Raw genomic sequence first — 21,988 nt, 5'->3', positions numbered from 1 at the left:
GGGACCGCGCGGGGCCGGGTCAGGCCGCCGGTGGGTGGGTCACTTCGTGAAGGCCGCGGTGCCGTTCGGGGTGCCGAGGCCGGTCGGGCCGTCGTAGCCCTTGCCCGCGGTGCAGAGGTACGACGGCGAGCAGGAGCCGTTGGCGCCGCTGCTGACGTCGTTCAGCGCCGAGGCGTGGGTGTACGGGTAGGAGGCCGGGGTGTCGGAAGCGGCCGGGGCACCCGCGAGGGCGTAGACGCCGGCGATGAACGGGGCGGAGGCGCTGGTGCCGCCGTACACGTTCCAGCCGCTGGCCTGGTAGCTGTCGTAGACCGCGAGACCGGTGGCCGGGTCGGCGACCGAGGCGACGTCCGCGACGGTGCGCTTGGCGCAGCCGGTGTCCTTCTGCCAGGACGGCTTCGCGTCGTACTGGGAGCAGCCGGAGCCGGCGCCCTCGCCGCCCGCGCTGGAACCCCAGACCGACTCGGTCCAACCGCGCGTGCTGCTGTCCTTCTTGAGCGAGGTGCCGCCGACCGCGGTGACGTACTGCGAGGCCGCCGGGTACTCGACGCCGTAGCCGCTGTCACCGGAGCTGACGGTGATCGCCACGCCCGGGTGCTTGAAGTACTTGTCGTCCGAGGTGGTGTCGGTCGAGTCCTCGGGGCCGCCGTAGCTGTTGGAGACGAACTTGGCGCCCATGGTGACCGCGCGGTTCACCGCCGCGCCCAGGTCGTCCATGTTGGCGCTGTTCGCCTCGACCAGCAGGATCTTGCAGGAGGGGCAGGCGGCGCTGACCATGTCGACGTCGAGGGATATCTCGCCGGCCCAACCGGCGTCCGGCGCCGGGTACTTGGTGCCGCCGTTCTGGTCGACCTTCTTGAAGCAGCCGTTGGCGGTGGTGCATTCCGGCAGGCCGTACTGCTTGCGGTAAGTCGCCAGGTCCTTCTCGGCGTTGGGGTCGTCGTTGGCGTCGATGATCGCCACCGTCTGACCCGAACCGCCGGTCTTCGGCAGCTTGTACGCGCCCTGTAGGTCGCTGGGGCCGAAGCCGGACGGGGTGAGGTGACGCCCGAGCGCGAGGCTCTGCTTCACGTCCGTGCGGGCCACCGCGTTGCAGGCCATGTAGCCGGGCTTGGCCGGCTCCGAGCACAGGCGGTGGGTGTGGACGGCGGTGGACGTCGACGCGGTGGGGGACGCGTGCGGGGCGGTCGGGGCCGGGGCGGCGCCCGCCGGGGCGGCGGCGATCAGGCCGCCGATGACGAGGGTGGCCGCCGACAGCAGGGCCGGGGCGCCGCGGCGCGCCAGCCCTCCGGTGCGGTCCGTTTTGCCGTTGTCTGCCGTGCTCTGTCGCAGGGAAGGCAAGGGAGTGACCTCCGTGGGGGGAGAGGGGGAACCGGCGGCCGACGGTCCGCGGACGCCGGGTGGGGGGTGCGGGTGCGGTGCGAAACGCAGTGGTGCCGGTGGTGCGGTGGTGCCGTGGTGCTGAGGGGGCGGAACCGCGGAGTCGCGTGGTCCGGGCGGCATGTCACGGACATGACAGTCGGCAATGCGGAGGTATGACGCGCAGACCTCCGCACGGTGCCCCGTCACGTCACGGGCATGACGTCCGGCCCCCCGTGGACTCCGTACAGCTCCGGTGGTGCGTCGCGCACGTGCACTCGATGGGTGCCACCCCGGTCAGTGGTGGCTTGTTAGGAAAGTAGTGAACACATCGTCAAAGGGACACCGGGTTACGGCAAAGCCTTCTCCTGGTCCGCTTTTGGAAGCCTCCCGGCCACCCACCCGCCCGGTGGCGCGGCCCTATACCTTGGTGCGTCATGGAGTTGGAAGAGGACGCGGTGGGCAACCTCGTCGCGCTGGGCCTGGCCCGCTACGAAGCACGGGTCTATCTCGCCCTGATCAGGCGAGAGTCGTACACGGCGGCCGAGGTCGCCCGCGAGGCGGACGTACCGCGACAGCGGGTGTACGACGTGCTGGACGCGCTGGTCAGGCGGCGGTTGGCCAATACGCACCCCGGACGGGTGGCGACCTATTCGGCCGTCGCCCCCGAATTGGCCGTCGCCCGGTTGGTGGCCCTGCAACGCGAGTCCCTGGAGCGGCTGGAGCGCGCCTCCGACACCCTGGCCGCGTCCCTCCAGCCGCTGTGGACGGACGGCCGCGACCACAGCGACCCGCTCGACTACGTGGAGATCCTGCGCGACCCGACGGCGATCTCCGAACGGTTCGCCGACATCCAACGGCAGGCCCGCCGCGAGCTGTTGAGCTTCTGCAAACCGCCGTTCGTCGCTCCGGCGGAGAACACCGAGGGCATGGCGGCCGCCCGCCGGCTGCACCGGGCCGGCGGCACCATCCGCGCCATCTACTCCTCCGGAGCCCTGGAGGACGCCGGCATGCTCGCCAACGTCCGCAGCTTCGCGGCCGCCGGCGAGGAGGCCCGCTTCACCGCGGACCTGCCGCTCAAACTCGTCATCGCCGACGCCTCGGTGGTGCTGTGCGACATGCCCGACCCGGTGGCCGGCGTGGACTCCACCACCGCCCTGGTCATCGAGCACCCGGCGCTCGCGGCCTGTCTGCGGCTGGCCTTCCTGACGGTGTGGGAGACCGCGGCCACCGCCCCGGAGCCCGTCGGGGCGCTCAGGACGTAGCCGAAGGGGCGGGCCCCGGCGAAAGAATCGCCGGGGCCCGCCCCTTCGCGTGGACGCGCACGGACCCGCGTCGGTCCGCCGCTCAGCCCATGGGCAGGCTCTCGCCCTGGACGGCCTGGATGTCCAGTTCGACCTTGAGGGTGGTGCCGATCGCCGCGATACCGGCGGCCACGACCTGGTTGTAGTTCATCTTGAAGTCCTCGCGGCGCAGTTCCGCGGTGGCGCGGAAGGCGGCACGGACGCCGCCCCACGGGTCCGGGCCGGTGCCGAGGTAGCTGAGGTCGAGGTCGACGGGGCGGACCACGCCGTGCAGCGAGAGGTCGCCGTGCACCGTCCAGCGGTCCGGGCCGGCCGGTTCGAGACCGGCGCTGCGGTAGGTGATCTGCGGGTAGACCTCGACGTTGAGGAAGTCCTCGTTGCGCAGGTGGCCGTCGCGCATCCCGTTGCCGGTGTCGATCGACCCGGCCTTGATGACCGCCTCCACCCGGGACTTCTCGATGTCCTCGGCGATGTCGATCCGGCCGCTGAACTCGGTGAAGCGGCCGTGCACGCTGGAGATGCCCAGGTGCTGGGCGACCGCGGCCACCGTGGAGTGCATGGGGTCGATGGTCCAGGGGCCCGGCGGCGGGAGTTCCACGCCGCCCTGGCGGGCCAGGACGACGTTGCCGACGTCCATCCGGCCGCTGGCCGTGACGATCGCGCTGGAGGCGACCGGTGCGTAGCCGACGGCGGTCACGATGACCGTGTAGGGGCCGGCGGGCAGCGGCTCCGCGCTGCGCACCGCGCCGTCCTCGTCGGCGGACGCGCGCAACACCTGCGCGCCCGTCATGTCGGTGACGGTCAGCACGGCGTGCTGTACCGCCCAGCCGTCCCGCGTGCGGACCTGCGCCCGTACTCCCGCAGCTCCCGCGCCCGTCGAAGTCATTTACGTGCCTCTCCCGTTCAGTGCCGGTACGTGCCGTGTGGTGCCGGTACGTGCCGTGCCTGTCCGTGCGTGTGTCCGTGTGAGCGTGTGGTCCGTCGGGCCCTGCGGGCCCGGGTGGTCCCGGTCCGGCCCCCGGTGCGTACCGTTCCCCGGCCGGTCGGCGGAGGGGTGGACCCCGGCGGCGGCGTTGCAGGCCGTCCCCTGCCTGTGCGCAGCGCCGCCGCCGGAGTCCTGGGTCCGGGCCGGGGCGCGTCTCCGCTCAACGCGCGCCCCGGTCCGGGGTGTGTCGCCCGGGCCGTCGCGGTCGCGCGGCCCGGGGCCGGGGTCAGTCCCCGGGGTGGGCGAGCTGGACGTCGTGGCCGTCCAGCCCACCGGCGTTGATGGCCAGGCCGGAGGCGACCGGCGGGTAGCCGCTCGCGATGACCGTGTAGTCGCCGGCGTCCAGGTCGGTGAAGGCGTAGGCGCCGTCCGCACCGGTGGTGGAGGTGGCCACGACGTTGCCGGCCGCGTCGACCAGGGTGACCCGGGCGTCGGCCAGCGGGGCGCGGTCCGCCCCGGCCCGGACGACACCCTGCACCCGGGCGCCGGACAGCAGCTCGATCTCGGTCCGGGTGGTGCCCTGGCCGCCGATCTCGACGGGCTGGGCGGTGGGCCTGAAGCTCGCCGCGTTGACCGCCACGGTGTAGGTGCCGGGGGCCAGTTCGCCGAAGGAGAAGGCGCCCTCGGCGGAGGTCCGGCCGGTGGCGAGCACCTCGCCGCGGACGTCGGTGACGACGACCATCGCGTCGCCCACCGGTTCGCCGGTGATCGCGCTGCGGACCTGGCCGGTCAGGCCGCTGGTGCCGCTGAGCAGGATGTCGTAGCCGTGCGGCGCCTCGCCGATGACGACCGTGGACGCCTGCGGCTGGTGGCCGTCGGCCGCCGCGATCAGGACGTACGAGCCGGCGCCGGGCGCCTGGAGCACGTACGAGCCGTTGGCCTGGGCGACCGAGCGGCCCAACTGCCGGCCGCTGAGCGAGATCAGCGTGACGGCGGAGCGGGGCACCGGGTTGCCCTCGGCGTTGCGGACGAAGCCGTGGACCGAGGAACCGGTCGGGGTGGCGTCACCGCCGCCGACGGACGCGTACGCCGCCAGGGGCTGGGCCGCCGGGGCCGGCTTGGCCCAGGAGGGGGTGTGCAGGCCGTCGTCGGATATGGAGCCGGACGGGGAGGGGGCGGCACCCACCAGGGCGGGCTCCCGCTCCTCGACCCCGGCGGCGGACGCCGGGGCGGACGCGGCCAGCGGGGCCGGTGCCGCGGCGGCCACGGGGGCCTGGGACGCGTCGCCGTCGCCGTCTCCGGCGAGGGCGCGCTCCGAACCGGACTTGCTGCGCAAGGCGACCTCCTTGATGAACAGGGTGATGATCAGGGCGAGAAGGGCGAACGGAGCCGCGTAGAGGAAGACATCACCGACGCCGTGCCCGTACGCGTCCTCCATGATCGACCGGATCGGGGCGGGCAGCGTCGACAGGTCGGGAATCCCGTCGCTGCCACCGCCGCCGTGGCTCGCCGCCGCGGCGGCCTTGGGGCCGAGTGCCGTGAGGCCGTCGGTCACGTAGTGCGTGACGCGGTTGGCGAGCGCCGCGCCGAGCGCCGAGACGCCCACCGCACCACCGAGGGTACGGAAGAAGGTCACCAACGAACTGGCGGATCCGATGTCCTGCGGCGCCACCTGGTTCTGGGTCGCCAGGACCAGGTTCTGCATCATCATGCCGACGCCGAGGCCCATCAGCGCCATGTAGATGGCGGCGTGCCAGTACGGGGTGTCCACGCGCAGCGTGCCCAGCAGGCCGAGGCCCGCGGTGAGCAGCACACCGCCGCTGACGAGGAAGATCTTCCAGCGCCCGGTACGGGTGATGATCTGGCCGGAGATCATCGAGGAGAGGAACAGGCCCATGACCATCGGAATGGTCATGACGCCGGACATCGTCGGGGTCTTGCCCTCGGCCAGCTGGAAGTACTGCGAGAAGAAGACCGTGCCGCTGTACATCCCGATGCCGACGAACAGCGAGGCGATGGTGGCCAGCGTGATCGTCTTGTTCCGGAACAGCCGCAGCGGGATCAGCGGCTCCTTGGCCTTGGACTCGATGATCACGAAGATCAGCGCGAGCACGATCGCGCCGCCGACCATGGCGAAGGTCTGCCAGGAGATCCAGTCGTAGTTCTTGCCGGCCAGGGTGACCCACACCAGCAGCAGGGTGACCGCGCCGGCGATGAAGAACGAGCCGGCCCAGTCGACCTTGACGCCCTCGCGCTTGACGACCGGGAGCTTCAGGGTCTTCTGGAGCACGATCAGCGCGAGGATGGCGAACGGCACGCCGACGTAGAAGCACCAGCGCCAGCCGAGCCAGCTGGTGTCGGTGATGACGCCGCCGAGCAGCGGTCCGCCGACGGTCGCGACCGCGAAGGTCGCACCCAGGTAGCCGCTGTAACGCCCGCGCTCCCGCGGGGAGATCATCGCGGCCATCACGATCTGGGCCAGCGCGGACAGACCGCCCACGCCGATGCCCTGCACCACACGGCAGGCGATCAGCATGCCGGTGTTCTGCGACAGACCGGCGACGACCGAACCGCCGACGTAGATGATCAGGGCGACCTGGACGAGCGCCTTCTTGCTGAACAGGTCGGAGAGCTTGCCCCACAGCGGTGTGGTCGCGGTCATCGACAGCAGCGCCGCGGTGACGACCCAGGTGTACGAGCTCTGGCCGCCGCCCAGGTCGTGGATGATGTGCGGCAGCGCGTTGGAAACGATCGTCGAGGACAGGATGGCGACGAACATGCCGAGCAGCAGCCCGGACAGCGCCTCCATGATCTGACGGTGCGTCATCGGGCCGTCATGGGAAGCGCCGTGGCCGCCCCCATGCTTGGCATGCCCGCCCCGCACACCGGCTGGTGAGGTCGTAGCCATGTGGTTCCTTTACTTCCTTTTCATCCTGCTGCGGGGGTACGGGTGGTGGCGGGGGAGTCGTGATGCGCCCGGGTGCGGCAGTCGCCGAAGCTCGTGCGGAGCCTGGCGAGCAGCTCGTTGAGGTGCCCGACGTCGGTGTCGGTCCAGTCGTCCAAATACCGGGCGAGCGTCTGGGTGTAGCGCTCGGAAAGCTCCGCCAGGAGCTCCCTGCCACTCGGGGTCAGCCGCAGCAGCCGTGACCGCTTGTCCGCCGGATCGGGCTCGCGCTCGATCCAGCCGCGCTCAGCGACGTGCGCGACGTGCCGGCTGGTCACCGACATGTCGATCGCGAGCAGCTCGGCCAGCTGGCTCATCCGCATCTCGCCGTGCCGGTCGAGGAGCGTGAGCACCCCGGCCGACGCCGGCGGGCAGTCCTGGGGCAGGAGCCGCCCCATCTCCCGCTTGACGGCCCCGATGGCGCTGAGTTGCCGGGCCAGCTCTTCGTACTGACTGTGAGCGGCCACCGGCTCCTCCACGCCTCTTCACCTGCGCAACCTACGCGGTTGTTTTGTTGCTTGGGGCAACCATAGGCAAAGTTGGTTGCTGAAGGCAAACGATTTGGACGGAAGGGGAGGTATGGAGCTGGCAAAGTCTGGCTCACGAGTAAGTCAAGAAAGCTGTTTTGGTACGTAAAGGTGCAGGTCAATGCGGTAAGTGGGCGACCCGTTGAGGTGCGCGCGGCATTTGTGCCGCCCTGCCCCTCATGCTCACCTCGTGCCCACCCGAACTTCACGCCATGTACGCGTCACGCATCGCCCCGTAGGTGACCCACCTGCGCTCTGTGACCAGCGGATATGCGCTCCGTAGGCGGGGTCGTCCGCCCCTTACCACCCGCGCTCGCGCACGCCCGCGGAGGATACGTGCCCCAAGGGTGCCCCCATGCCCGGGGTTCGCTAGGGTCCTTCCCCATGGCGACCAACCCGCAGAACCAGGCCGAGGGCAACTACGACCCGGCGGGCAGCACGCAGATGTTCCGAGCCTTCGTGGACGACGACGGCGCCCCGCAAGGCGGCACCCCGCAAGGCGGCCGTCGCGCCCCCGCGCCCCAGCAGGCGTCCGGCGGCCCGCGCGTCGGCCTGATCGTCGGCGTGATCGTCGCCCTCGTGGTGGTGGCCGGCGCGGCCTGGCTTGCGCTGGGCTAACGAGCCCTCGGGCGGCGGGAGTTCGGCCGACGGTCACCGTCCGCCCGCCGGGCCTCGCCCCGTACCCGCTCACTGCGGGAGCAGCCCCGCCCGGTGCTCATGCTCACCGGGCGGGACCGATTTCCCTCACCGCGCGGGCGGACCCGCCGCGGCACCCTTCAGGGGAGCGCCCGGGACGCTCCCCGCAGGACGGACCGGAGCCGCGAGCCGAGCCCGTCGGCTCGTACGGGACAGTCACTGTCCCTGCTCAGGGCGTGTCCGGTCGGGGGAAGCCGCAGGTAGGAGAGCCGGGCGCACATCGTCCCCCCCGTCCGCCGCGCTCTGGACGAGCAAGTCCCACGCGCGCTGCGGTCGTGGCCTGTCACCCGCGTAGGACCAGCCACTCCTGGAGTTCGACGAGGTTTCCCGCCGGATCCATGAGGTGGGCGACGCGCATGCGGTCCGTCATGGGGGCCGGACCGTGGACGAGCACGGCTCCTCGCGCGGTGATCTCCTCGCAGTAGCGGTCCATGTCGTCGACCCGCAGGACGACAAGGGACCGGTAGCCGGTCGGCTCGGCGACGAGTTCGCCCAGCACCTGGGCCATCTGTGTGCGGTCCTGCAAGGCGATGCCCGCGGTGCCGCCGTCGGGAGTGAACTTCGCGTACGGGCCGTTCTCCGCATCGAACTGCGGCTTCAGCCCCAGTACATCCCGGTAGAAGCGGTAGCAGCTGGGGAAGTCCGCAACGAGTAGGCGGACCTGGGCAAGTTCCATGGATGTCCCCTCCGGAGAGCGACAGCGCGAGCATTCGGCCCCAACAGCGTGACGAGGCATCCAAGTTCGCTTTGCGACGACCGGCCCGGACACCCTCATCGCCGCACCTTACGTGCAGGCCGACGGCGAGTCGTCGCCTCCGTCTCCGCCTCCGTCATCCCTGTCCTCCGCGTCGAGCTCGTCCTCCCCCTCGTCCTCCTCTTCCTCCATCAGCAGCAGACGAGCGCCCCGACTCTCCGACACCCGGTGCACTTTGGCCAGGCGGTCGTTCAACTCGACGGCCAGCAGATGGATTTCGCCGGGTGTCCACGCCCGGTCGGCGAGGATGCGGTAGGCGTCCTCGATGAGTTCGGCCGCCGAGGTCATCTGCTCCGCCTCGACCCGGTCGGCGAGCCGGGAGACGTATCCGGTCCCGGACCCGTTACCGCCGAGGAGATAGCACGGCTTCCCGTCCCAACTGCTCCACGGCAGCAGCCGCGCGCCGTCCATGGGGTTCATCGGACTCATCGCGCGGCCACCTCCACCCCGTGAAGCCGGCGCGGGCCGACGTCGACACCGTGCACCGCCAGCCACAACTCCCGCCGCCGACCGCGCTGCACGCGGCGTTCCCGCCGTGCGGTGGGACGCGGGCCGGCCGCTCGGTGGCAGCCGTGGGCGGGCAGTAACAGGCACAGCAGAATTTCGAAGATCGTTCGGATAGTGTGCAGCACTGTCGTCAACCTCCAGCGGGTTGAGGGCCACGCCCCCGGGCCGTCCACCAACGGTCGCGGGGGTCTTGCGTGTGGCTGTCGTATGGGAAAGACCAGCTCCGCACGGCAGTTCAAGCACTGGCGGGGAGCGGGCTATCACCATGAACCCCCGAGGCATACGCTCACTAGGTGTGATGCGTGGTCAACTGACGGTTGTCCACGCCTGTGCGTTCGATGAGGGGCTCGATCGATGGCTGAACGCGAAGACGACGAACGGCTCACGTTGCCGAAGGTCTTGGGGAACGAGCTGAAACGCAACCGTGAGCGTAGGGGCTGGTCTCTGCGCGACCTCAAGGATCAAACCACGTTCGACCATGCGTATTTGGGGCGGGTCGAGCGGGGCGAACAACTGCCGTCGGAGAAAATGGTGTGCGCGCTCGATGAGTTGTTCAAGACGGGAGGGACGCTGGCCGATATCCTTGAAGTCATCAGGGCTGGGGCGACTCAAGCGTATGTACAGAGGGCCGCTGAGCAGGAATCCAAGGCGGAGCGCATCCAGGTTTTCACAAGCAGCACCATCCCGGCGCTCATGCAGACGGAAGACTACGCCAGAGCCTTTATTCGGACTGAGCGCCCCAAGGCTCCGATCGGCGACATCACGGAGGCGGTGGAGGCTCGACTGGGGCGCAAGCGCGTCTTCGACAGGCAAGACCCTCCGCCGTACTGGGGGATTATGGATGAAGCTGCACTAAAGCGGCCAATGGGGAGTCAGCAGGTAATGGCTGCCCAATTAACGCATATCCTCAAAGCTGTCGAGGGCCCGAACGTCACCATTCAAGTGATGCCCTTCGATCGTGGTGAGTACTGGATGCTCGGGGGTAGCCTGACGCTGATCACCAAGGCTAATGGGGCGACCATTGCCTATGTTGAATCGTTTGGTTCAGGCGAGTTGGTGGAGTCGACAAAGCGGGTTGTCCAATTGACCCAGCAATTCGATTCGGTCCGTCGCTTGGCGCTTTCTGAACCTGAATCACTAGAGCTTATTAAAAAATACCTGGAGGAGTACCGGTGACCAGAACCGGAAGTATGGACAGCGTCCGGTGGCGCAAGTCCAGTTACAGCAATGGAATGGAAAACTGCGTCGAGGTTGCAGACGGTATCCCTGGCGCGGTCCCGGTGCGTGACTCGAAGGAGTCGCACGGCGCCGCACTGGTCTTTTCGGCGGAGAGCTGGTCGTCGTTCGTATCCGCAGTCAGGCGTGAGGAGTTCGCCGCAGCCTGACCCGTGCGGCGATCAGCCACCGAAGCGAACGGCCCCCAGAATTCGCCGAATTCGCCGCCGGTCGGGGGCCGTTGCCGTATCGCCGCGAGGCCGCTCCCGTCACCCCTCGCCGGCGGCCGCCGCCTTCAGGGTCGCGAGGTCCAGCTTCTTCATGCCCATCATGGCCTGCATCGCGCGGGTCGCACGGCCCCGGTCGGGGTCGTTCAGGACGTCGATCATCCACTTCGGCGCGACCTGCCAGGACAGCCCGTACTTGTCCTTGAGCCAGCCGCAGGGGCCCTGCTCGCCGCCCTCGGAGAGCTTGGTCCAGTAGTAGTCGATCTCCTCCTGGTCGGCGCAGGTGACGGCCAGTGAGATCGCCTCGTCGAACGTGAACTCCGGGCCGCCGTTGATCGCGGTGAACTCCTGGCCGTCCAGCTCGAACTCGACGGTCAGTACCGTGCCGGGCGGGCGCGGGCTGCCCTCGGTGTAGTGCGTGACGTTCGTGATCTTCGAGTTCGGGAACACCGAGCAGTAGAACTCGGCGGCCTCCACGCTCTGGGTGTCGAACCAGAGGTTGGGGGTGATCTGCGGCATGACGCGCTCCTGATGGTGGGGCCGGATGGCCGGATGGCCGGACGGTCGTGGTCGGTGGATCGGCGGCCCGGGGGCCGTCATCTGTATCGACCGTCGCGCGCTGCCGGACTCATCGCCATTCGGGTGGGGAAATCCGTGCTGACGGGGAAGACGCCGGTCCGCCCCGGGTGTCTGCTCCGCAGGGAGCGAGAAGGCCACGGGGCGGCTCGCGCCAGGGCAGCGGCCCGGGTGCCGGGACTCGTCAAGCGGAAGAAGCAATCCAGCACGCGCGCCCTGCCGCCCCCTTCGCGCGGTCCCTACACTCGGTGACCCTGACGCCCGACGAAGGAGGCGTACGTGGGTAAGCACCGCTCACCGATCGGAGACGACGGACAGCAGCCCGGTCGGCCCATCCCGCCGCCGGAGCCGACTCCGCCGCCGCAGCCGAAATAGGTCCGTTGGTTTCCGGCCCCATGCCCGACGCCGCCATCGGCGCTCTACTGGAGCAGATCGCCGAACGGTTGGGTGCGCCCGTCCCCGCACAACTACGGGCGGCCCTCCGCGCCGTACCCCGTCATCTCTTCCTGCCGTCCACACTGTGGTTGCGCGACGGAAAGGGAGGCTACGAGCCATGCGACCGCGAGCGGGAGCCCGATCGCTGGTGGCGCGCGGCCTACAGCGATGTCCCGCTCGTCACGCAGTTCACCGAGCTGCCCGACGGGGACCTCGTTCCCTCCTCCTCCGCCTCGATGCCCAGCATGGTCGTACGCATGCTGATGGCCCTCGGCGGCCGGCGCGGACAGCGGGTGCTGGAGATCGGTACCGGCACCGGGTTCAACGCGGCGCTGCTCGCGCACCTTTTCCACGCCGAGAACGTGACCTCGCTCGATATCGATCCAGGGCTGATCCGCCGGGCTGAGCGGGCCCTGAGGTCGAGCGGTCAGCGGCCGGAGGTGCGCTGCGCGGACGGGGCAGCGGGCTGGCAGCCGGCCGCCCCGTACGACGCGATCATCTCCACCTGCTCCGTCAGGACCGTGCCGCTCCCCTGGCTGGAGCAGGTCGTAGCAGGCGGCCGCATCGTCACCCCGTGGGACACCTCGTGGTGCAACTACGGCACCCTCGTCGCCACCAAGCAGGCAGACGGCACTGCCCGGGGCTCCCTCGCTCCCTACGGTTCGTTCATGCTGATCCGGGCCCAGCAGGTGGACGTCGAACTGCGCCGTGACGTACTGCGCGACGGCCAGCACCCCGAACGGTCCACGACCTGCCTTTCTCCCTGGTCAGTGGCCGGAAACGATCTCGATGCGCAGATGTACGTGGGCCTGCATGTGCCGGGAGCGTGGCATTCGTGGGACACGGAGGCGGAAGGGGCCCATACCCGGCTGTGGTTGGCCGATGATCAGGCGACGAGCTGGGCCAGCGTGGACTACGACGGCCGGCAAGCGTCGACCTTCGCGGTGGCCCAGTACGGCGCCAGGAAGCTGTGGGACGAGGTCGTCCGGGCATACGGCCAGTACGTGGCCGCCGATCGCCCCGGAATCGACCGGCTTCGACTGCGTGTCTCCGCCGAAGGCCAGGGGACGCGGCACGAGGTGTGTCTGTCGACCTGACGCGTCAGCCCCGCGCGGCGGCCCCGCCCCGTCGTGCGCCCCGCTCGGGCCGTTCAAAGCGAGGAGGAGGACGCATGACCGCCAAGGGCGACGACGGCCAGCCGAAGTACCAGGCGTTCGGTGTCCTGCAGAACGAAGGTGCCGCCGAGGCGCGCAAGTGCGCGGGCGACTTCGTTCGTGACGTCCAGCCGTTGCGGCGGCGCGGCGTGCAGCGGCTCGCGCGGGAGTGGTGGGGAGAGGGCCGGTCCGTCTGGTCGGCCCCGGCGGCATCTACGCACGCCTGGCCGAACTGGGCCACAAACCACTCCACTTCCGGGAAGAGGTCCGCTGCCGGATGCCATCCCGGGATGAGGCGCACCGGCTGAGTCTCGGCATGGGGACGCCCGTGATCATCATCGTCCGCACCGCCTTTGCGGACGGCGGTCACCCTGTGGAAGTCAACGAGATGATCCTGGACTCGGCCGCGTACGTCCTCGAATACGACATCGAGGCGTAGCGGTGGCAGGCTGACCGGAATTCGACGGTAACTACCGCCCTGTCATTTCCACTTGAACGTCGCGTCCTTGGTGTCCAGGTGCATCCCCAGTGGCACTCGCCAGGCGTCCACGCAGACCCGCCAGGTGCCGGTCGCCGGTGTGTCGGGGGTGAGGGGGAGCGGAAGCGGGTGGGTGGAGTCGAGTGTGGCCCAGTCGATGCCGAGGGCGCCGATGACGTGGCTGCCGAAGGTGACGGTGCCGGCGGTGACCGGGTGGTCGCCGGTGTTGAGGAAGTCGATGGTGATCCGCTGGCACCAGCGGACGTCGGTGTCCGCGAGGACGGGCTTGCCGACGACCAGGCCGGACGGGGCGTCCGGGCCGGCCGGGATGGTGGGGGAGGGCGGCTCGGGCGCGGGGGATCCGCCGGGTGGGGAAGGGGCGTTGGAGCCGGGGGCGTCGTCGCCGCCGTGGCCCGTGGAGGGGCCCGCGGGGGACCCGGGCGGGGCGGTCGGTGGGGCGCCGGGGGTGCCAGGGGCGCCGGACGGGGCGTGGCCCGCTGTGCCCGACGAGGGGTCTGGGGCGGACGGGGCGGGGCGGCCGGAGGGGGCCGGGGAGCCGGAAGGGCCGGAGTGGTTGGTGCCGGCGCCGTCGCCGTCCAGGGGCGTCAGTTCGACGTCGCCCGGTGGGGGTGCGGGCTTCGTCGGTGCGGTGCCGTCGGAGGGGCCTGCCGCGCCCACCGCGGCATAGCCGGTTCCGGCCGCGCTGCCGCAGCCGGTGAGGAGAACGCCCAGACAGAGCACGGCCGCCGAAGCGGCGGCAACGTGGGCAACAGGTGTGGTGCGTCGCATCGTGCGGACACCTCCCAGCGGTGGCTGGCGACAGTGTCGCTGACGAAGCGTCAGGTGTGAAGGGGTGGGTGCGGAGAGGGGTGGGTGTGGAGAGGGGTGCGCGGGGCGCGGGCCGGCACGGGGCCGGGAAGTGGGGTCACGGCAGGCGGCCGGAAGTGGGGCCATGGCACGCCACCGGTGGGGCGGAGCCGGCCGTGCCGCGACAGTGCGGCGCCGTCTCCTCTTACTGTCCGCCGAGCGACCCGGACGGGCTGTCGCCGTTGTCCCTCGGCGGACCGTTCCTCAGTCCGAGATCAGCCCTTCTCGGAGTTGCGCCAGCGTGCGGGTGAGCAGTCGGGAGACGTGCATCTGGGAGATGCCGACCTCCTCGCCGATCTGCGACTGCGTCATGTTGGCGAAGAACCGCAACATGATGATCTGGCGCTCCCGGGGCGGGAGTTTGGCCAGCAGCGGCTTGAGGGACTCGCGGTACTCGACGCCCTCCAGCGCGGTGTCCTCGTAGCCGAGGCGGTCCGCGAGGGAGCCCTCGCCGCCGTCGTCCTCCGGGGAGGGGGAGTCGAGCGAGGAGGCGGTGTAGGCGTTGCCCACCGCCAGGCCGTCGACGACGTCCTCCTCCGACACCCCGAGGCACACGGCGAGTTCGGGAACGGTCGGCGAGCGGTCGAGCTTCTGGGAGAGCTCGTCGCTGGCCTTGGTGAGGGCGAGGCGGAGCTCCTGGAGGCGACGCGGGACGCGCACGGACCAGGACGTGTCACGGAAGAAGCGCTTGATCTCGCCGACCACGGTCGGCATCGCGAACGTCGGGAATTCCACCCCGCGTTCGCAGTCGAAACGGTCGATCGCCTTGATCAGGCCGATGGTGCCGACCTGGACGATGTCCTCCATCGGCTCGTTACGGCTGCGGAAGCGCGCAGCCGCGTAGCGCACGAGCGGGAGGTTCAGCTCGATGAGTGTGTCGCGCACATACGCGCGCTCGGCGGAGTCCTTGTCGAGCGTGGCGAGCCGCAGGAACAGGGACCGGGAGAGCGAGCGGGTGTTGATGGCGTCGACGTCGTCATGCACGTGTGGTGCAGGCGCGGGAATCGCGGAAAGCACCTTTGAGCTGCCCAGTTCTACGGACATGCCACCCCCTTGAGGTCGCGGACGGGTCGCTGCGGCGTCCCCGGCCCAGGGCGGACCGAGGAGTTATGCCTCCACCTGAATACCGGAGGCAGCACCACGGCAAACGCAGTTCCTGCAGAATGTCACATGTCGGCAACACGCTGTAGCGTCTTGTCGACATATCTGTGCAGGAACGGGTCGCCCGTGCTGGTTAGGCGTCGATCCTGTTTGCGGATCGAAGTCGAGCGAAGCTCCGCGACAGTAGCCGGGACACGTGCATCTGCGAAACCCCGAGCTCAGCACTGATCTGGGACTGCGTCAGATTGCTGTAGTAACGGAGCAGAAGGATGCGCTGCTCGCGCTCCGGGAGCTGCACGAGGAGGTGCCGTACGAGGTCCCGATGCTCGACGCCGGCCAGTTCGGGGTCCTCGTAGCCGAGGCGGTCCAGGAGGCCGGGCAGGCCGTCGCCCTCCTGCGCGGCCTCCAAAGATGTGGCGTGATACGAACGGCCCGCCTCCAGGCAGGCCAGTACCTCGTCCTCGCCGATCTTCAGCCGCTCGGCGATCTCCGCGGTGGTGGGGGAGCGGCCGTGCAGCACCGTGAGGTCCTCGGTGGCGCCGTTGACCTGTACCCACAGCTCGTGGAGGCGGCGCGGGACGTGGACGGTGCGGACGTTGTCCCGGAAGTAGCGCTTGATCTCGCCGACGACGGTCGGCATCGCGAAGGTGGGGAACTGTACGCCGCGGTCCGGGTCGAACCGGTCGATGGCGTTGATCAGGCCGATGGTGCCGACCTGGATCACGTCCTCCATCGGTTCGTTGCGGCTGCGAAAGCGGGCCGCGGCGTAGCGGACCAGCGGGAGGTTGGCTTCGATCAGTGCGGCACGGACGCGGGAGTGCTCGGGGGTGCCGGGTTCCAGGCCCACCAGCTCGGCGAAGAGCACCTGCGTCAGCGCCCGGGTGTCCGCGCTACGGCTCTCGCGGGCCGGAGCCTTGGGCGCAGTACGGGCCGTCACGGTCACGCCACCCTTCACAGTGCATATATCGCAGCATGTTTCGCGTATCGCATGTATCCGGCAAAAGCGGTCATAGCATCACAAGACATGTGCACTGTGTGCAAGCACCCCATAATGCCGTGTTGAAGAGAGAGTTGGCGTCGCGCGCGGGTCGCGCGCGAGGGGGGTGCGGTGGGCGGCCCGGGCGCACGGCGAAGCCCCTCGCCTGCGGGGGCGAGGGGCCGGGACGGGCGCGGCGGCGCGGGTGGCGCCGGAGGGGGTCAGAACTCGTAGTCAGCGATCACCCAGGTGGCGAATTCGCGCCACTGGGCGGCAGCCGCCTGGTGGGCCGGGTGCTCGATGTACCGCTTGAGGGCGTCGGTGTCGGCGACGGCCGAGTTGATCGCGAAGTCGTAGGCGATCGGGCGGTCGGTGATGTTCCAGGCGCACTCCCAGAACGTCAGCTCCGGGATCTCCTTCTCCAGCGCGGCGAAGGCGCGGACACCGTTCTGCACCCGCTCCTCGTCGCGCGAGACGCCCTCGTTGAGCTTGAACAGGACCAGGTGGCGGATCACGGCGGCCTCCGTGCGGCGGGACGATGCGCAGCCGGTCCGGCGGGCCGACTGGGACCTAGCTGACCAGCTGGGTCATGAACTGGCCGACGCTCTGCGCGGCGGTCGAGATGCCCTCGAAGCCTATCTGGACCAGCCCGGCGGCCCGCTTGGGGGTGGCGATGATCGTCCAGAGTATGAAGACGACGACCAGGTACAACGCCACTTTCTTCGCTGTCGCCATCAGTTCCGTCTCCCCTGCGGCAGGTCCCTACGCCCCTACGGCGTCCCCCGCGGACCCCCTGGCCCCCGTGGCCGCCCCGGTTGCCGGTGCGGTCGGGCGAGTGTAACCACAGGTGTTCGACCGGGGCAGGCGGCATGGCCCGTCCGGCCCCGTCCTTCACGCGGGCCTTATGGACCAAAGGCCCGCCAAGGAGGGCCCTTTGTCCGCCTGTTGGGGCGGCCCGCGGGCGGCAGTATGGAGGTACGGGCCGCGGCGGATCTGGCAGGAATCCGCGGGGCCCCGGGACCAGTGCCCCACTGCGGGGTCCGTGCCGCGTGCTCCCTGACAGCGCGGTGTGGACATCGGGGCCCGGTCCTCATCGGGGGAGGCGGTTCCAACCCCCTGGCCCGCCTCCCCCGGCCAACCCCCCTCGCCCCCGCCCCGCGCTCCGTGCGCCGGGCGCGCGCACCGTTCCGGACCGTTTTCCGGCAACCTCGGGGCCGTTCTTCTCGTCCCTCTCCCCGTAAGGCATCCCCGTACGCCGGCGATTCCGCCATGTACGCGACAATCGGTCGGCACGGTGCGCGGGCCGGCCCGTGGCGGCCGACCGCCGTGGCATGGGCCCGCGCGGAACGACGAGAGGAAAACGGGGCTCCGACGATGAAGATCGACTGGGACCGGCGCACCTGCGCGCGGCGCGGGCACATCACCTATCTCCCGCACGAGGAGCACCTCCAGGCGAGACTGCACGCCAGCACCGCCCTGGGCACGGCCTGGCGCTGTCTGCGCTGCGGCGATTTCGTGCTCGGTGAGCCGCACGGCTCCGGGCCGGCCACCGACGCCCCCCTGGTGCCGCGCGGCAAGGCGCTGCGGGATCTGTTCATCCTGCGGTTCCTGGCCGTGGAACGGGCGCTGCGCGGGGTGTTCGTCGTGCTGGCGGCGCTCGCGGTGTGGCAGTTCAGCAACAAGCAGGACGCGGTCCGCCAGTTCTTCGACAAGAACCTGGACGTGGTCCGCCCGATCGCCGTCCACTTCCACTACGACCTGGACCACTCCCCGGTCGTCGACACCATCCGGAAGACCTTCGGCTACAAACACTCCACTCTGGTCGTGGTGGCCGCGCTGCTGCTCGCCTACGCACTGGTGGAGATCGTCGAGGGCGTCGGCCTGTGGCGGGCCAAGCGCTGGGCGGAGTACCTGGCGGTGGTGGCCACCTCCGCCTTCCTGCCGTTGGAGATCTACGAACTGACCGAGAAGGTCAGCTGGATCAAGATCGCCACCCTGGTCATCAACATCCTCGCGGTGCTCTACATCGCGTTCGGCAAGCGGCTGTTCGGCCTGCGGGGCGGCCGCGCGGCCTTCGAGGAGGAGCGGCAGAGCGCCTCCTTGCTGGAGGTCGAGACGTCCGCCGGGATGCCCGCACCCGCCCATAATGGCTGAACGCACCGTACGAGGGGGAAACCAACCCATGCGACCGAAGCTCACCAACTCCGCGCACCGGCAGTCCGGTTCGCCGCGCACGCCCGCCCGCCGGGTCGTGGCGCGTAGTCGCCCGATGGCCGTGCTGGCGCTGCTGTTCGGCCTGCTGGCCGTCGCGGCCGGTCCGGCGGCCGCCGCCGGGCTGACCGACGCCGCCGCGGCCCACCCGGCCGCTGTGGCCGCCGTGGCCCACCCGCAGGCCGCGTCGGGCGCGCGGACGGCCACCGCCGACGCCGCCGAGCGCGTCGAGGCGGCCCCCGCGGCCGCCATGAAGTGGCGGCACAGCACGCACAGCAGCTACCACCACGTCACGAACCAGGCGTCCTTCACGTCCCACAGCAAGCCGAAGAAGAAGATGGGCTTCTTCAAGAAGCTCGGCATCTTCCTGATCGTGATCATCGTGGTCGTCATCGTCATCGTGATCCTGCTGATCTGGATGATCGTGCACTTCATCCGGAAGGCTTTCCGCCGCCGGGACTGACGGATCGCGTCAGTCTTTCGGCGCCGACCGCGCATGCGGGGGCGACCGGAGTCCGCAACGGGCTCCGGTCGCCCCCGTTTTTTGTTTTCTGTTCGGGCGTTTTCGGGAATTTCTCGGTGACCGGGGCTGCCCCCGTACGGTGCGCTCGACCCGTCGCGCCTGTCACTTCTCGGCGGCGGGGAATTCCGCTTCGAGGACGGCGAAGAACGCGTCGAGCGGGTTGACCCAGTCGCCGTTCACGTTGCAGACGACCAGGCGCTTGCCGTCGCGGGTGCCCATCACGTACGTCCACGAGCCGTTGAGGGCGCCGCCGCCGCCGAAGACGGTGACCCCGTTGGGGAGCATCTGCTCGAAGGTGCCCATGCCGTAGCGCGTGTCGGGGATCCAGCCCGCGCCCTCGGTGGAGACGGTGGCCCACATCTCCGCCTGTAGGGCGGGCGAGAAGAGTTCGCCGCCGAGCAGGGCGGCGAAGAAGCGGCCCAGGTCGCCGGTGGTGGAGACGATGCCGCCCGCGGCCCAGCCCAGGGACGAGTTCAGCTCGGTGACGTCGTGGACCTGGGCGTCGGGGTCACCGGCGGGCAGTTTGGCGTACATGCGCGAGTGCGGCCCGGCGATGGTGGTCTCGGTGCCGGGGAGGTAGGTCCCGGTCAGGCCGAGCGGGCGGAAGATCAGGCGGGAGAGCTCCTCGGCGTAGGTGCTGCCGCTGGCCCGCTCGATGATCAGGCCGAGGAGCATGTAGTTGGCGTTGGAGTAGCGGAAGGCGGTGCCCGGCGCGTAGTAGGGCGGGTACTTCAGGCCGATCCGCACGAGCTCTTCGGGGGTCCACTGGTCGAACCGGTGCTTGAGGTAGTCGGTGCTGATGTAACGGTTCATCATGTCCGGGTCGTCGAAGGCGTAGTTGACCAGGCCGCTGGTCTGTTGCAGCAGGTGTCGGACGGTGATCAGGCGGCCGTCGTTGCCGTTGCCCTGGACCAGGCCGGGCAGCCACTGCTCCACGGTGTCGTCCAGGCGCAGCCGGTGCTCGTCCACGAGCTTGAAGGCCACGGTGGCGGTGAACGCCTTGGTGAGGCTGCCGATGTGGAACTGCTCCTCCTGGGTGCGTGCGCGCCCGGTGGCGAGGTCGGCCACGCCGGCCGTGCCGAACCAGCTGCGCTCGCCGTCGCGGACCTCGGCGACGATGCCGGGCAGGCCCGCGGCGACGGCCTGCTCAAGAGCGTCCTGGATCTTGTTCATGGGGTACTCCTCTTCGGATGCGCGGGGCGGTGTCGACCGCGCCGCAGCGAGCGTTCAGTACGTACTGAAAGCTATGTTGCGTTCAGTAAATGGTCAATGCTGAATCCCGGGTTGACTGCTATTTATGCAGGTCAAAGACTTACATTGGTGCAATGACCCTGTCGCCGAATGCACCACCACTCACCCCACTGTTGCAATGATATGACTCTGAATGCACACTTGGCGCCGGACACTGGAGCGCGAGACAGGGAGAACACCGATGCCGGGAAGCAGGCTCAGTCAGCAAGAACGCCGCACCGTCGCGGCAGGACTGACCGAAGGGCTCTCCTATACCGAGATCGCCCGGCGCCTGGACCGGCCGACGTCGACCATCACCCGGGAGGTGAACCGCAACGGCGGACCCACTGGCTACCGCGCAGACCAGGCACACCAGGCCACCGAGCGGCGCGCTCGCCGCCATAAGGCCGCCCCGACGCGATCATCGGCCGGGACCGGGACCGGGACCGGGACCGACGGGCCCGAACGGACGGGGGCGCGCGACTTCGAGAAGGAGTTCACCGCCCTGCTGATCCAGACAGGGCTGCCGGGGATGGCCTCCCGGGTGCTCGCCTGCCTGTACGCCGCCGACACCGGCAGCCGCACCGCCGCGGAACTGGTGCAACGCCTACAGGTCAGCCCGGCCTCCATCTCCTCCGCCGTGCGCTACCTGGACGAACAGGAACTGATCCGACGCGAACGCGCCCCTGGCAAACGGCACGAGCGGTACGTCATCGACGACGACGTCTGGTTCCGGGCCATGCTCGCCAGCGCCAACGTGAACGCGCTGCTCGCCGACGCCGCCCACCGAGGAGCCGACACGCTCGGCGCCACCACCCCCTCCGGGCAACGCCTCGCGGCCATGAGCCAGTTCCTCACCCACGTCGGCCGCGACTTGGTCACCTCGGCCACACGCTGGCGGGAAGTCTTCGCCGCCGGGTCGGAGTCGACGCCCGGCGGCGCGGCACCTGAGTGAGGACTCGGCCGGCCGCGGCAGACACGTACTCGTCGCGACGGCGGTCCCGGTCGTCGAGGATCGCCGCGGTGGCAGTGGCAGTGGCAGTGGCGGTGGCAGTGGCCCGCGCACCTGCGGTTCATCTGCTCCGACACCGCCTACAACTCGGCTGTTGCAGCCGCTAGTTAGGCTGAATCGTCCCCGGACTCGGCCGAGGCGTCACGAGGGAAGAGGCGATCATGGGCGAACTGGACGGCAGGACCGCACTGGTCACGGGCGGCTCGCGAGGGATCGGGCGGGCGGTCGCCCTGCGGCTCGCCGCCGAGGGGGCGCTGGTCGCGGTCCACTACGGTGGCAACGACGCGGCCGCCGCGGAGACCGTGGCGAAGATCGCCGAGGCCGGCGGCCGGGCGTTCGCGGTGCGGGCCCGCTTCGGCGAGAGCGGTGCGGTGGACCGGCTGTTCGAAGGGCTCACCGCCGGACTGGCGGACCACGGCGCGGACGGCCTGGACATCCTGGTCAACAATGCGGGCATCCACTCGGTCACGTCGATCGGGAAGCTCACCGAGGAGGAGTTCGAGCGGCTGCTGGCGGTCAACGTGAGCACGCCGATCTTCGTGGTCCAGCGGGCTCTGCCGCTGCTGCGGGACGGCGGACGGATCGTCAACATGGGCTCCGCGGCAACCCGGATCGCGAACCCCATGCAGATCGGCTACACCGTCACCAAGGCGGCGCTGGCGGCGCTCGCCCCGTCGCTCGCCAACGAGTTGGGCCGGCGCGGGATCACCGTGAACACGGTCGAACCCGGGGTGGTGCTGACCGACCTGATCGCCCCCTACACCGCGGTTCCCGGGGCGGTCGCCGGCCTTGAGTCGATCACCGCGCTCGGACGGATCGGCCAGCCGGAGGACGTCGCAGACGTAGTGGGCTTCCTTGCGGGGCCGCAGGGCCGCTGGGTGACCGGCCAGACCATCGACGTCTCCGGCGGTACCTACCTCGGACCGATCCCGGCCGAGTGATCCGCCCGGGGGCATAGGAATCACCT

The 21,988-nt window shown here is 70.0% G+C and carries 22 protein-coding genes and 1 pseudogene; 10 read left to right on the top strand and 13 right to left on the bottom strand.

What is annotated here, in order from left to right; all coding sequences use genetic code 11:
• Window positions 1-39: 39 nt before the first annotated feature.
• Window positions 40-1,341, bottom strand: a complete 1,302-nt coding sequence (locus ACFVT2_RS01200; protein WP_390010683.1) for a peptidase S8 — start codon at window positions 1,339-1,341, stop codon at window positions 40-42.
• A gap of 455 nt (window positions 1,342-1,796) precedes the next feature.
• Between ACFVT2_RS01200 and ACFVT2_RS01195 the strand changes: the two genes are divergently transcribed.
• Entirely contained in the window at window positions 1,797-2,624 is an 828-nt protein-coding gene (locus tag ACFVT2_RS01195; RefSeq protein ID WP_390010681.1) for a TrmB family transcriptional regulator, read from the top strand.
• 82 nt (window positions 2,625-2,706) lie between these two features.
• Here the strand turns inward: ACFVT2_RS01195 and ACFVT2_RS01190 are convergent, their stop codons facing one another.
• From ACFVT2_RS01190 to ACFVT2_RS01180, 3 genes are all read right to left on the bottom strand, one after another.
• Window positions 2,707-3,549: a YceI family protein gene (locus ACFVT2_RS01190; protein WP_390010680.1), complete on the bottom strand. Its 843-nt coding sequence runs from the start codon at window positions 3,547-3,549 to the stop codon at window positions 2,707-2,709.
• A 325-nt stretch (window positions 3,550-3,874) separates the two neighbouring features.
• Window positions 3,875-6,496 carry an MFS transporter gene (locus ACFVT2_RS01185; RefSeq protein WP_390010679.1) on the bottom strand — a complete coding sequence of 874 codons (2,622 nt, stop codon included), beginning with the start codon at window positions 6,494-6,496 and terminating at the stop codon, window positions 3,875-3,877.
• A 20-nt stretch (window positions 6,497-6,516) separates the two neighbouring features.
• Window positions 6,517-6,999 (bottom strand): MarR family winged helix-turn-helix transcriptional regulator, encoded by a 483-nt coding sequence (locus ACFVT2_RS01180; RefSeq protein WP_390010678.1) that lies wholly within the window; start codon window positions 6,997-6,999, stop codon window positions 6,517-6,519.
• A 444-nt stretch (window positions 7,000-7,443) separates the two neighbouring features.
• On the opposite strand from ACFVT2_RS01180, the gene ACFVT2_RS01175 reads away from it, so the two are divergent.
• The gene (locus ACFVT2_RS01175; protein WP_390010677.1) at window positions 7,444-7,677 is read left to right on the top strand and encodes a hypothetical protein; all 234 of its coding nucleotides are present in this window, start codon (window positions 7,444-7,446) and stop codon (window positions 7,675-7,677) included.
• A 361-nt stretch (window positions 7,678-8,038) separates the two neighbouring features.
• On the opposite strand, the gene ACFVT2_RS01170 is transcribed toward ACFVT2_RS01175, so the two are convergent.
• Window positions 8,039-8,431: a VOC family protein gene (locus ACFVT2_RS01170; protein ID WP_390010676.1), complete on the bottom strand. Its 393-nt coding sequence runs from the start codon at window positions 8,429-8,431 to the stop codon at window positions 8,039-8,041.
• A gap of 108 nt (window positions 8,432-8,539) precedes the next feature.
• A complete protein-coding gene (locus ACFVT2_RS01165; RefSeq protein WP_390011208.1) occupies window positions 8,540-8,929 on the bottom strand; it encodes a hypothetical protein in 390 nt (129 codons plus the stop codon).
• A gap of 441 nt (window positions 8,930-9,370) precedes the next feature.
• Between ACFVT2_RS01165 and ACFVT2_RS01160 the strand changes: the two genes are divergently transcribed.
• A complete protein-coding gene (locus tag ACFVT2_RS01160) occupies window positions 9,371-10,192 on the top strand; it encodes a Scr1 family TA system antitoxin-like transcriptional regulator (protein WP_390010675.1) in 822 nt (273 codons plus the stop codon).
• A gap of 14 nt (window positions 10,193-10,206) precedes the next feature.
• On the top strand, window positions 10,207-10,401 hold the full coding sequence (locus ACFVT2_RS01155; protein WP_390011206.1) for a DUF397 domain-containing protein: 195 nt from the start codon (window positions 10,207-10,209) through the stop codon (window positions 10,399-10,401).
• A gap of 99 nt (window positions 10,402-10,500) precedes the next feature.
• Here ACFVT2_RS01155 and ACFVT2_RS01150 read toward each other — a convergent pair whose 3' ends face one another.
• Entirely contained in the window at window positions 10,501-10,977 is a 477-nt protein-coding gene (locus tag ACFVT2_RS01150; protein ID WP_390010674.1) for a VOC family protein, read from the bottom strand.
• Between the two features lie 452 nt (window positions 10,978-11,429).
• Between ACFVT2_RS01150 and ACFVT2_RS01145 the strand changes: the two genes are divergently transcribed.
• Together ACFVT2_RS01145 and ACFVT2_RS01140 are read left to right on the top strand one after the other, a co-directional pair.
• The gene (locus ACFVT2_RS01145; protein ID WP_390010673.1) at window positions 11,430-12,566 is read left to right on the top strand and encodes a methyltransferase domain-containing protein; all 1,137 of its coding nucleotides are present in this window, start codon (window positions 11,430-11,432) and stop codon (window positions 12,564-12,566) included.
• Between the two features lie 74 nt (window positions 12,567-12,640).
• Window positions 12,641-13,062 (top strand): annotated as a pseudogene (locus ACFVT2_RS01140) (UTRA domain-containing protein).
• Between the two features lie 42 nt (window positions 13,063-13,104).
• On the opposite strand, the gene ACFVT2_RS01135 reads toward ACFVT2_RS01140, so the two are convergent.
• The 5 genes from ACFVT2_RS01135 to ACFVT2_RS01115 form a co-directional block, all read right to left on the bottom strand.
• Window positions 13,105-13,890 (bottom strand): hypothetical protein, encoded by a 786-nt coding sequence (locus ACFVT2_RS01135; RefSeq protein ID WP_390010672.1) that lies wholly within the window; start codon window positions 13,888-13,890, stop codon window positions 13,105-13,107.
• Between the two features lie 282 nt (window positions 13,891-14,172).
• On the bottom strand, window positions 14,173-15,012 hold the full coding sequence (locus ACFVT2_RS01130) for an RNA polymerase sigma factor SigF (RefSeq protein WP_073444286.1): 840 nt from the start codon (window positions 15,010-15,012) through the stop codon (window positions 14,173-14,175).
• A 190-nt stretch (window positions 15,013-15,202) separates the two neighbouring features.
• Window positions 15,203-16,012 (bottom strand): RNA polymerase sigma factor SigF, encoded by an 810-nt coding sequence (locus ACFVT2_RS01125; RefSeq protein WP_390010671.1) that lies wholly within the window; start codon window positions 16,010-16,012, stop codon window positions 15,203-15,205.
• Between the two features lie 254 nt (window positions 16,013-16,266).
• On the bottom strand, window positions 16,267-16,560 hold the full coding sequence (locus tag ACFVT2_RS01120; protein WP_390010670.1) for a Dabb family protein: 294 nt from the start codon (window positions 16,558-16,560) through the stop codon (window positions 16,267-16,269).
• 55 nt (window positions 16,561-16,615) lie between these two features.
• Window positions 16,616-16,780 carry a hypothetical protein gene (locus tag ACFVT2_RS01115; RefSeq protein WP_390010669.1) on the bottom strand — a complete coding sequence of 55 codons (165 nt, stop codon included), beginning with the start codon at window positions 16,778-16,780 and terminating at the stop codon, window positions 16,616-16,618.
• A 639-nt stretch (window positions 16,781-17,419) separates the two neighbouring features.
• Here ACFVT2_RS01115 and ACFVT2_RS01110 point away from each other — a divergent pair.
• Both ACFVT2_RS01110 and ACFVT2_RS01105 read left to right on the top strand, forming a co-directional pair.
• The gene (locus ACFVT2_RS01110; RefSeq protein WP_390010668.1) at window positions 17,420-18,199 is read left to right on the top strand and encodes a DUF2127 domain-containing protein; all 780 of its coding nucleotides are present in this window, start codon (window positions 17,420-17,422) and stop codon (window positions 18,197-18,199) included.
• A 28-nt stretch (window positions 18,200-18,227) separates the two neighbouring features.
• The gene (locus ACFVT2_RS01105; RefSeq protein WP_390010667.1) at window positions 18,228-18,719 is read left to right on the top strand and encodes a hypothetical protein; all 492 of its coding nucleotides are present in this window, start codon (window positions 18,228-18,230) and stop codon (window positions 18,717-18,719) included.
• Between the two features lie 162 nt (window positions 18,720-18,881).
• Here the strand turns inward: ACFVT2_RS01105 and ACFVT2_RS01100 are convergent, their stop codons facing one another.
• On the bottom strand, window positions 18,882-19,952 hold the full coding sequence (locus ACFVT2_RS01100) for a serine hydrolase domain-containing protein (RefSeq protein ID WP_390010666.1): 1,071 nt from the start codon (window positions 19,950-19,952) through the stop codon (window positions 18,882-18,884).
• A gap of 259 nt (window positions 19,953-20,211) precedes the next feature.
• On the opposite strand from ACFVT2_RS01100, the gene ACFVT2_RS01095 reads away from it, so the two are divergent.
• Both ACFVT2_RS01095 and ACFVT2_RS01090 read left to right on the top strand, forming a co-directional pair.
• Entirely contained in the window at window positions 20,212-20,964 is a 753-nt protein-coding gene (locus ACFVT2_RS01095) for a MarR family transcriptional regulator (protein WP_390010665.1), read from the top strand.
• A gap of 218 nt (window positions 20,965-21,182) precedes the next feature.
• The gene (locus ACFVT2_RS01090; RefSeq protein ID WP_390010664.1) at window positions 21,183-21,962 is read left to right on the top strand and encodes an SDR family NAD(P)-dependent oxidoreductase; all 780 of its coding nucleotides are present in this window, start codon (window positions 21,183-21,185) and stop codon (window positions 21,960-21,962) included.
• Window positions 21,963-21,988: the final 26 nt, after the last annotated feature.

The sequence above is a fragment of the Streptomyces sp. NPDC058000 genome (assembly GCF_042886435.1).
Classification (GTDB): Bacteria; Actinomycetota; Actinomycetes; order Streptomycetales; family Streptomycetaceae; genus Streptomyces.
The sequence above is the reverse complement of the archived record's forward strand: the minus strand, read 5'-3'. Positions and strand labels throughout refer to the sequence as shown.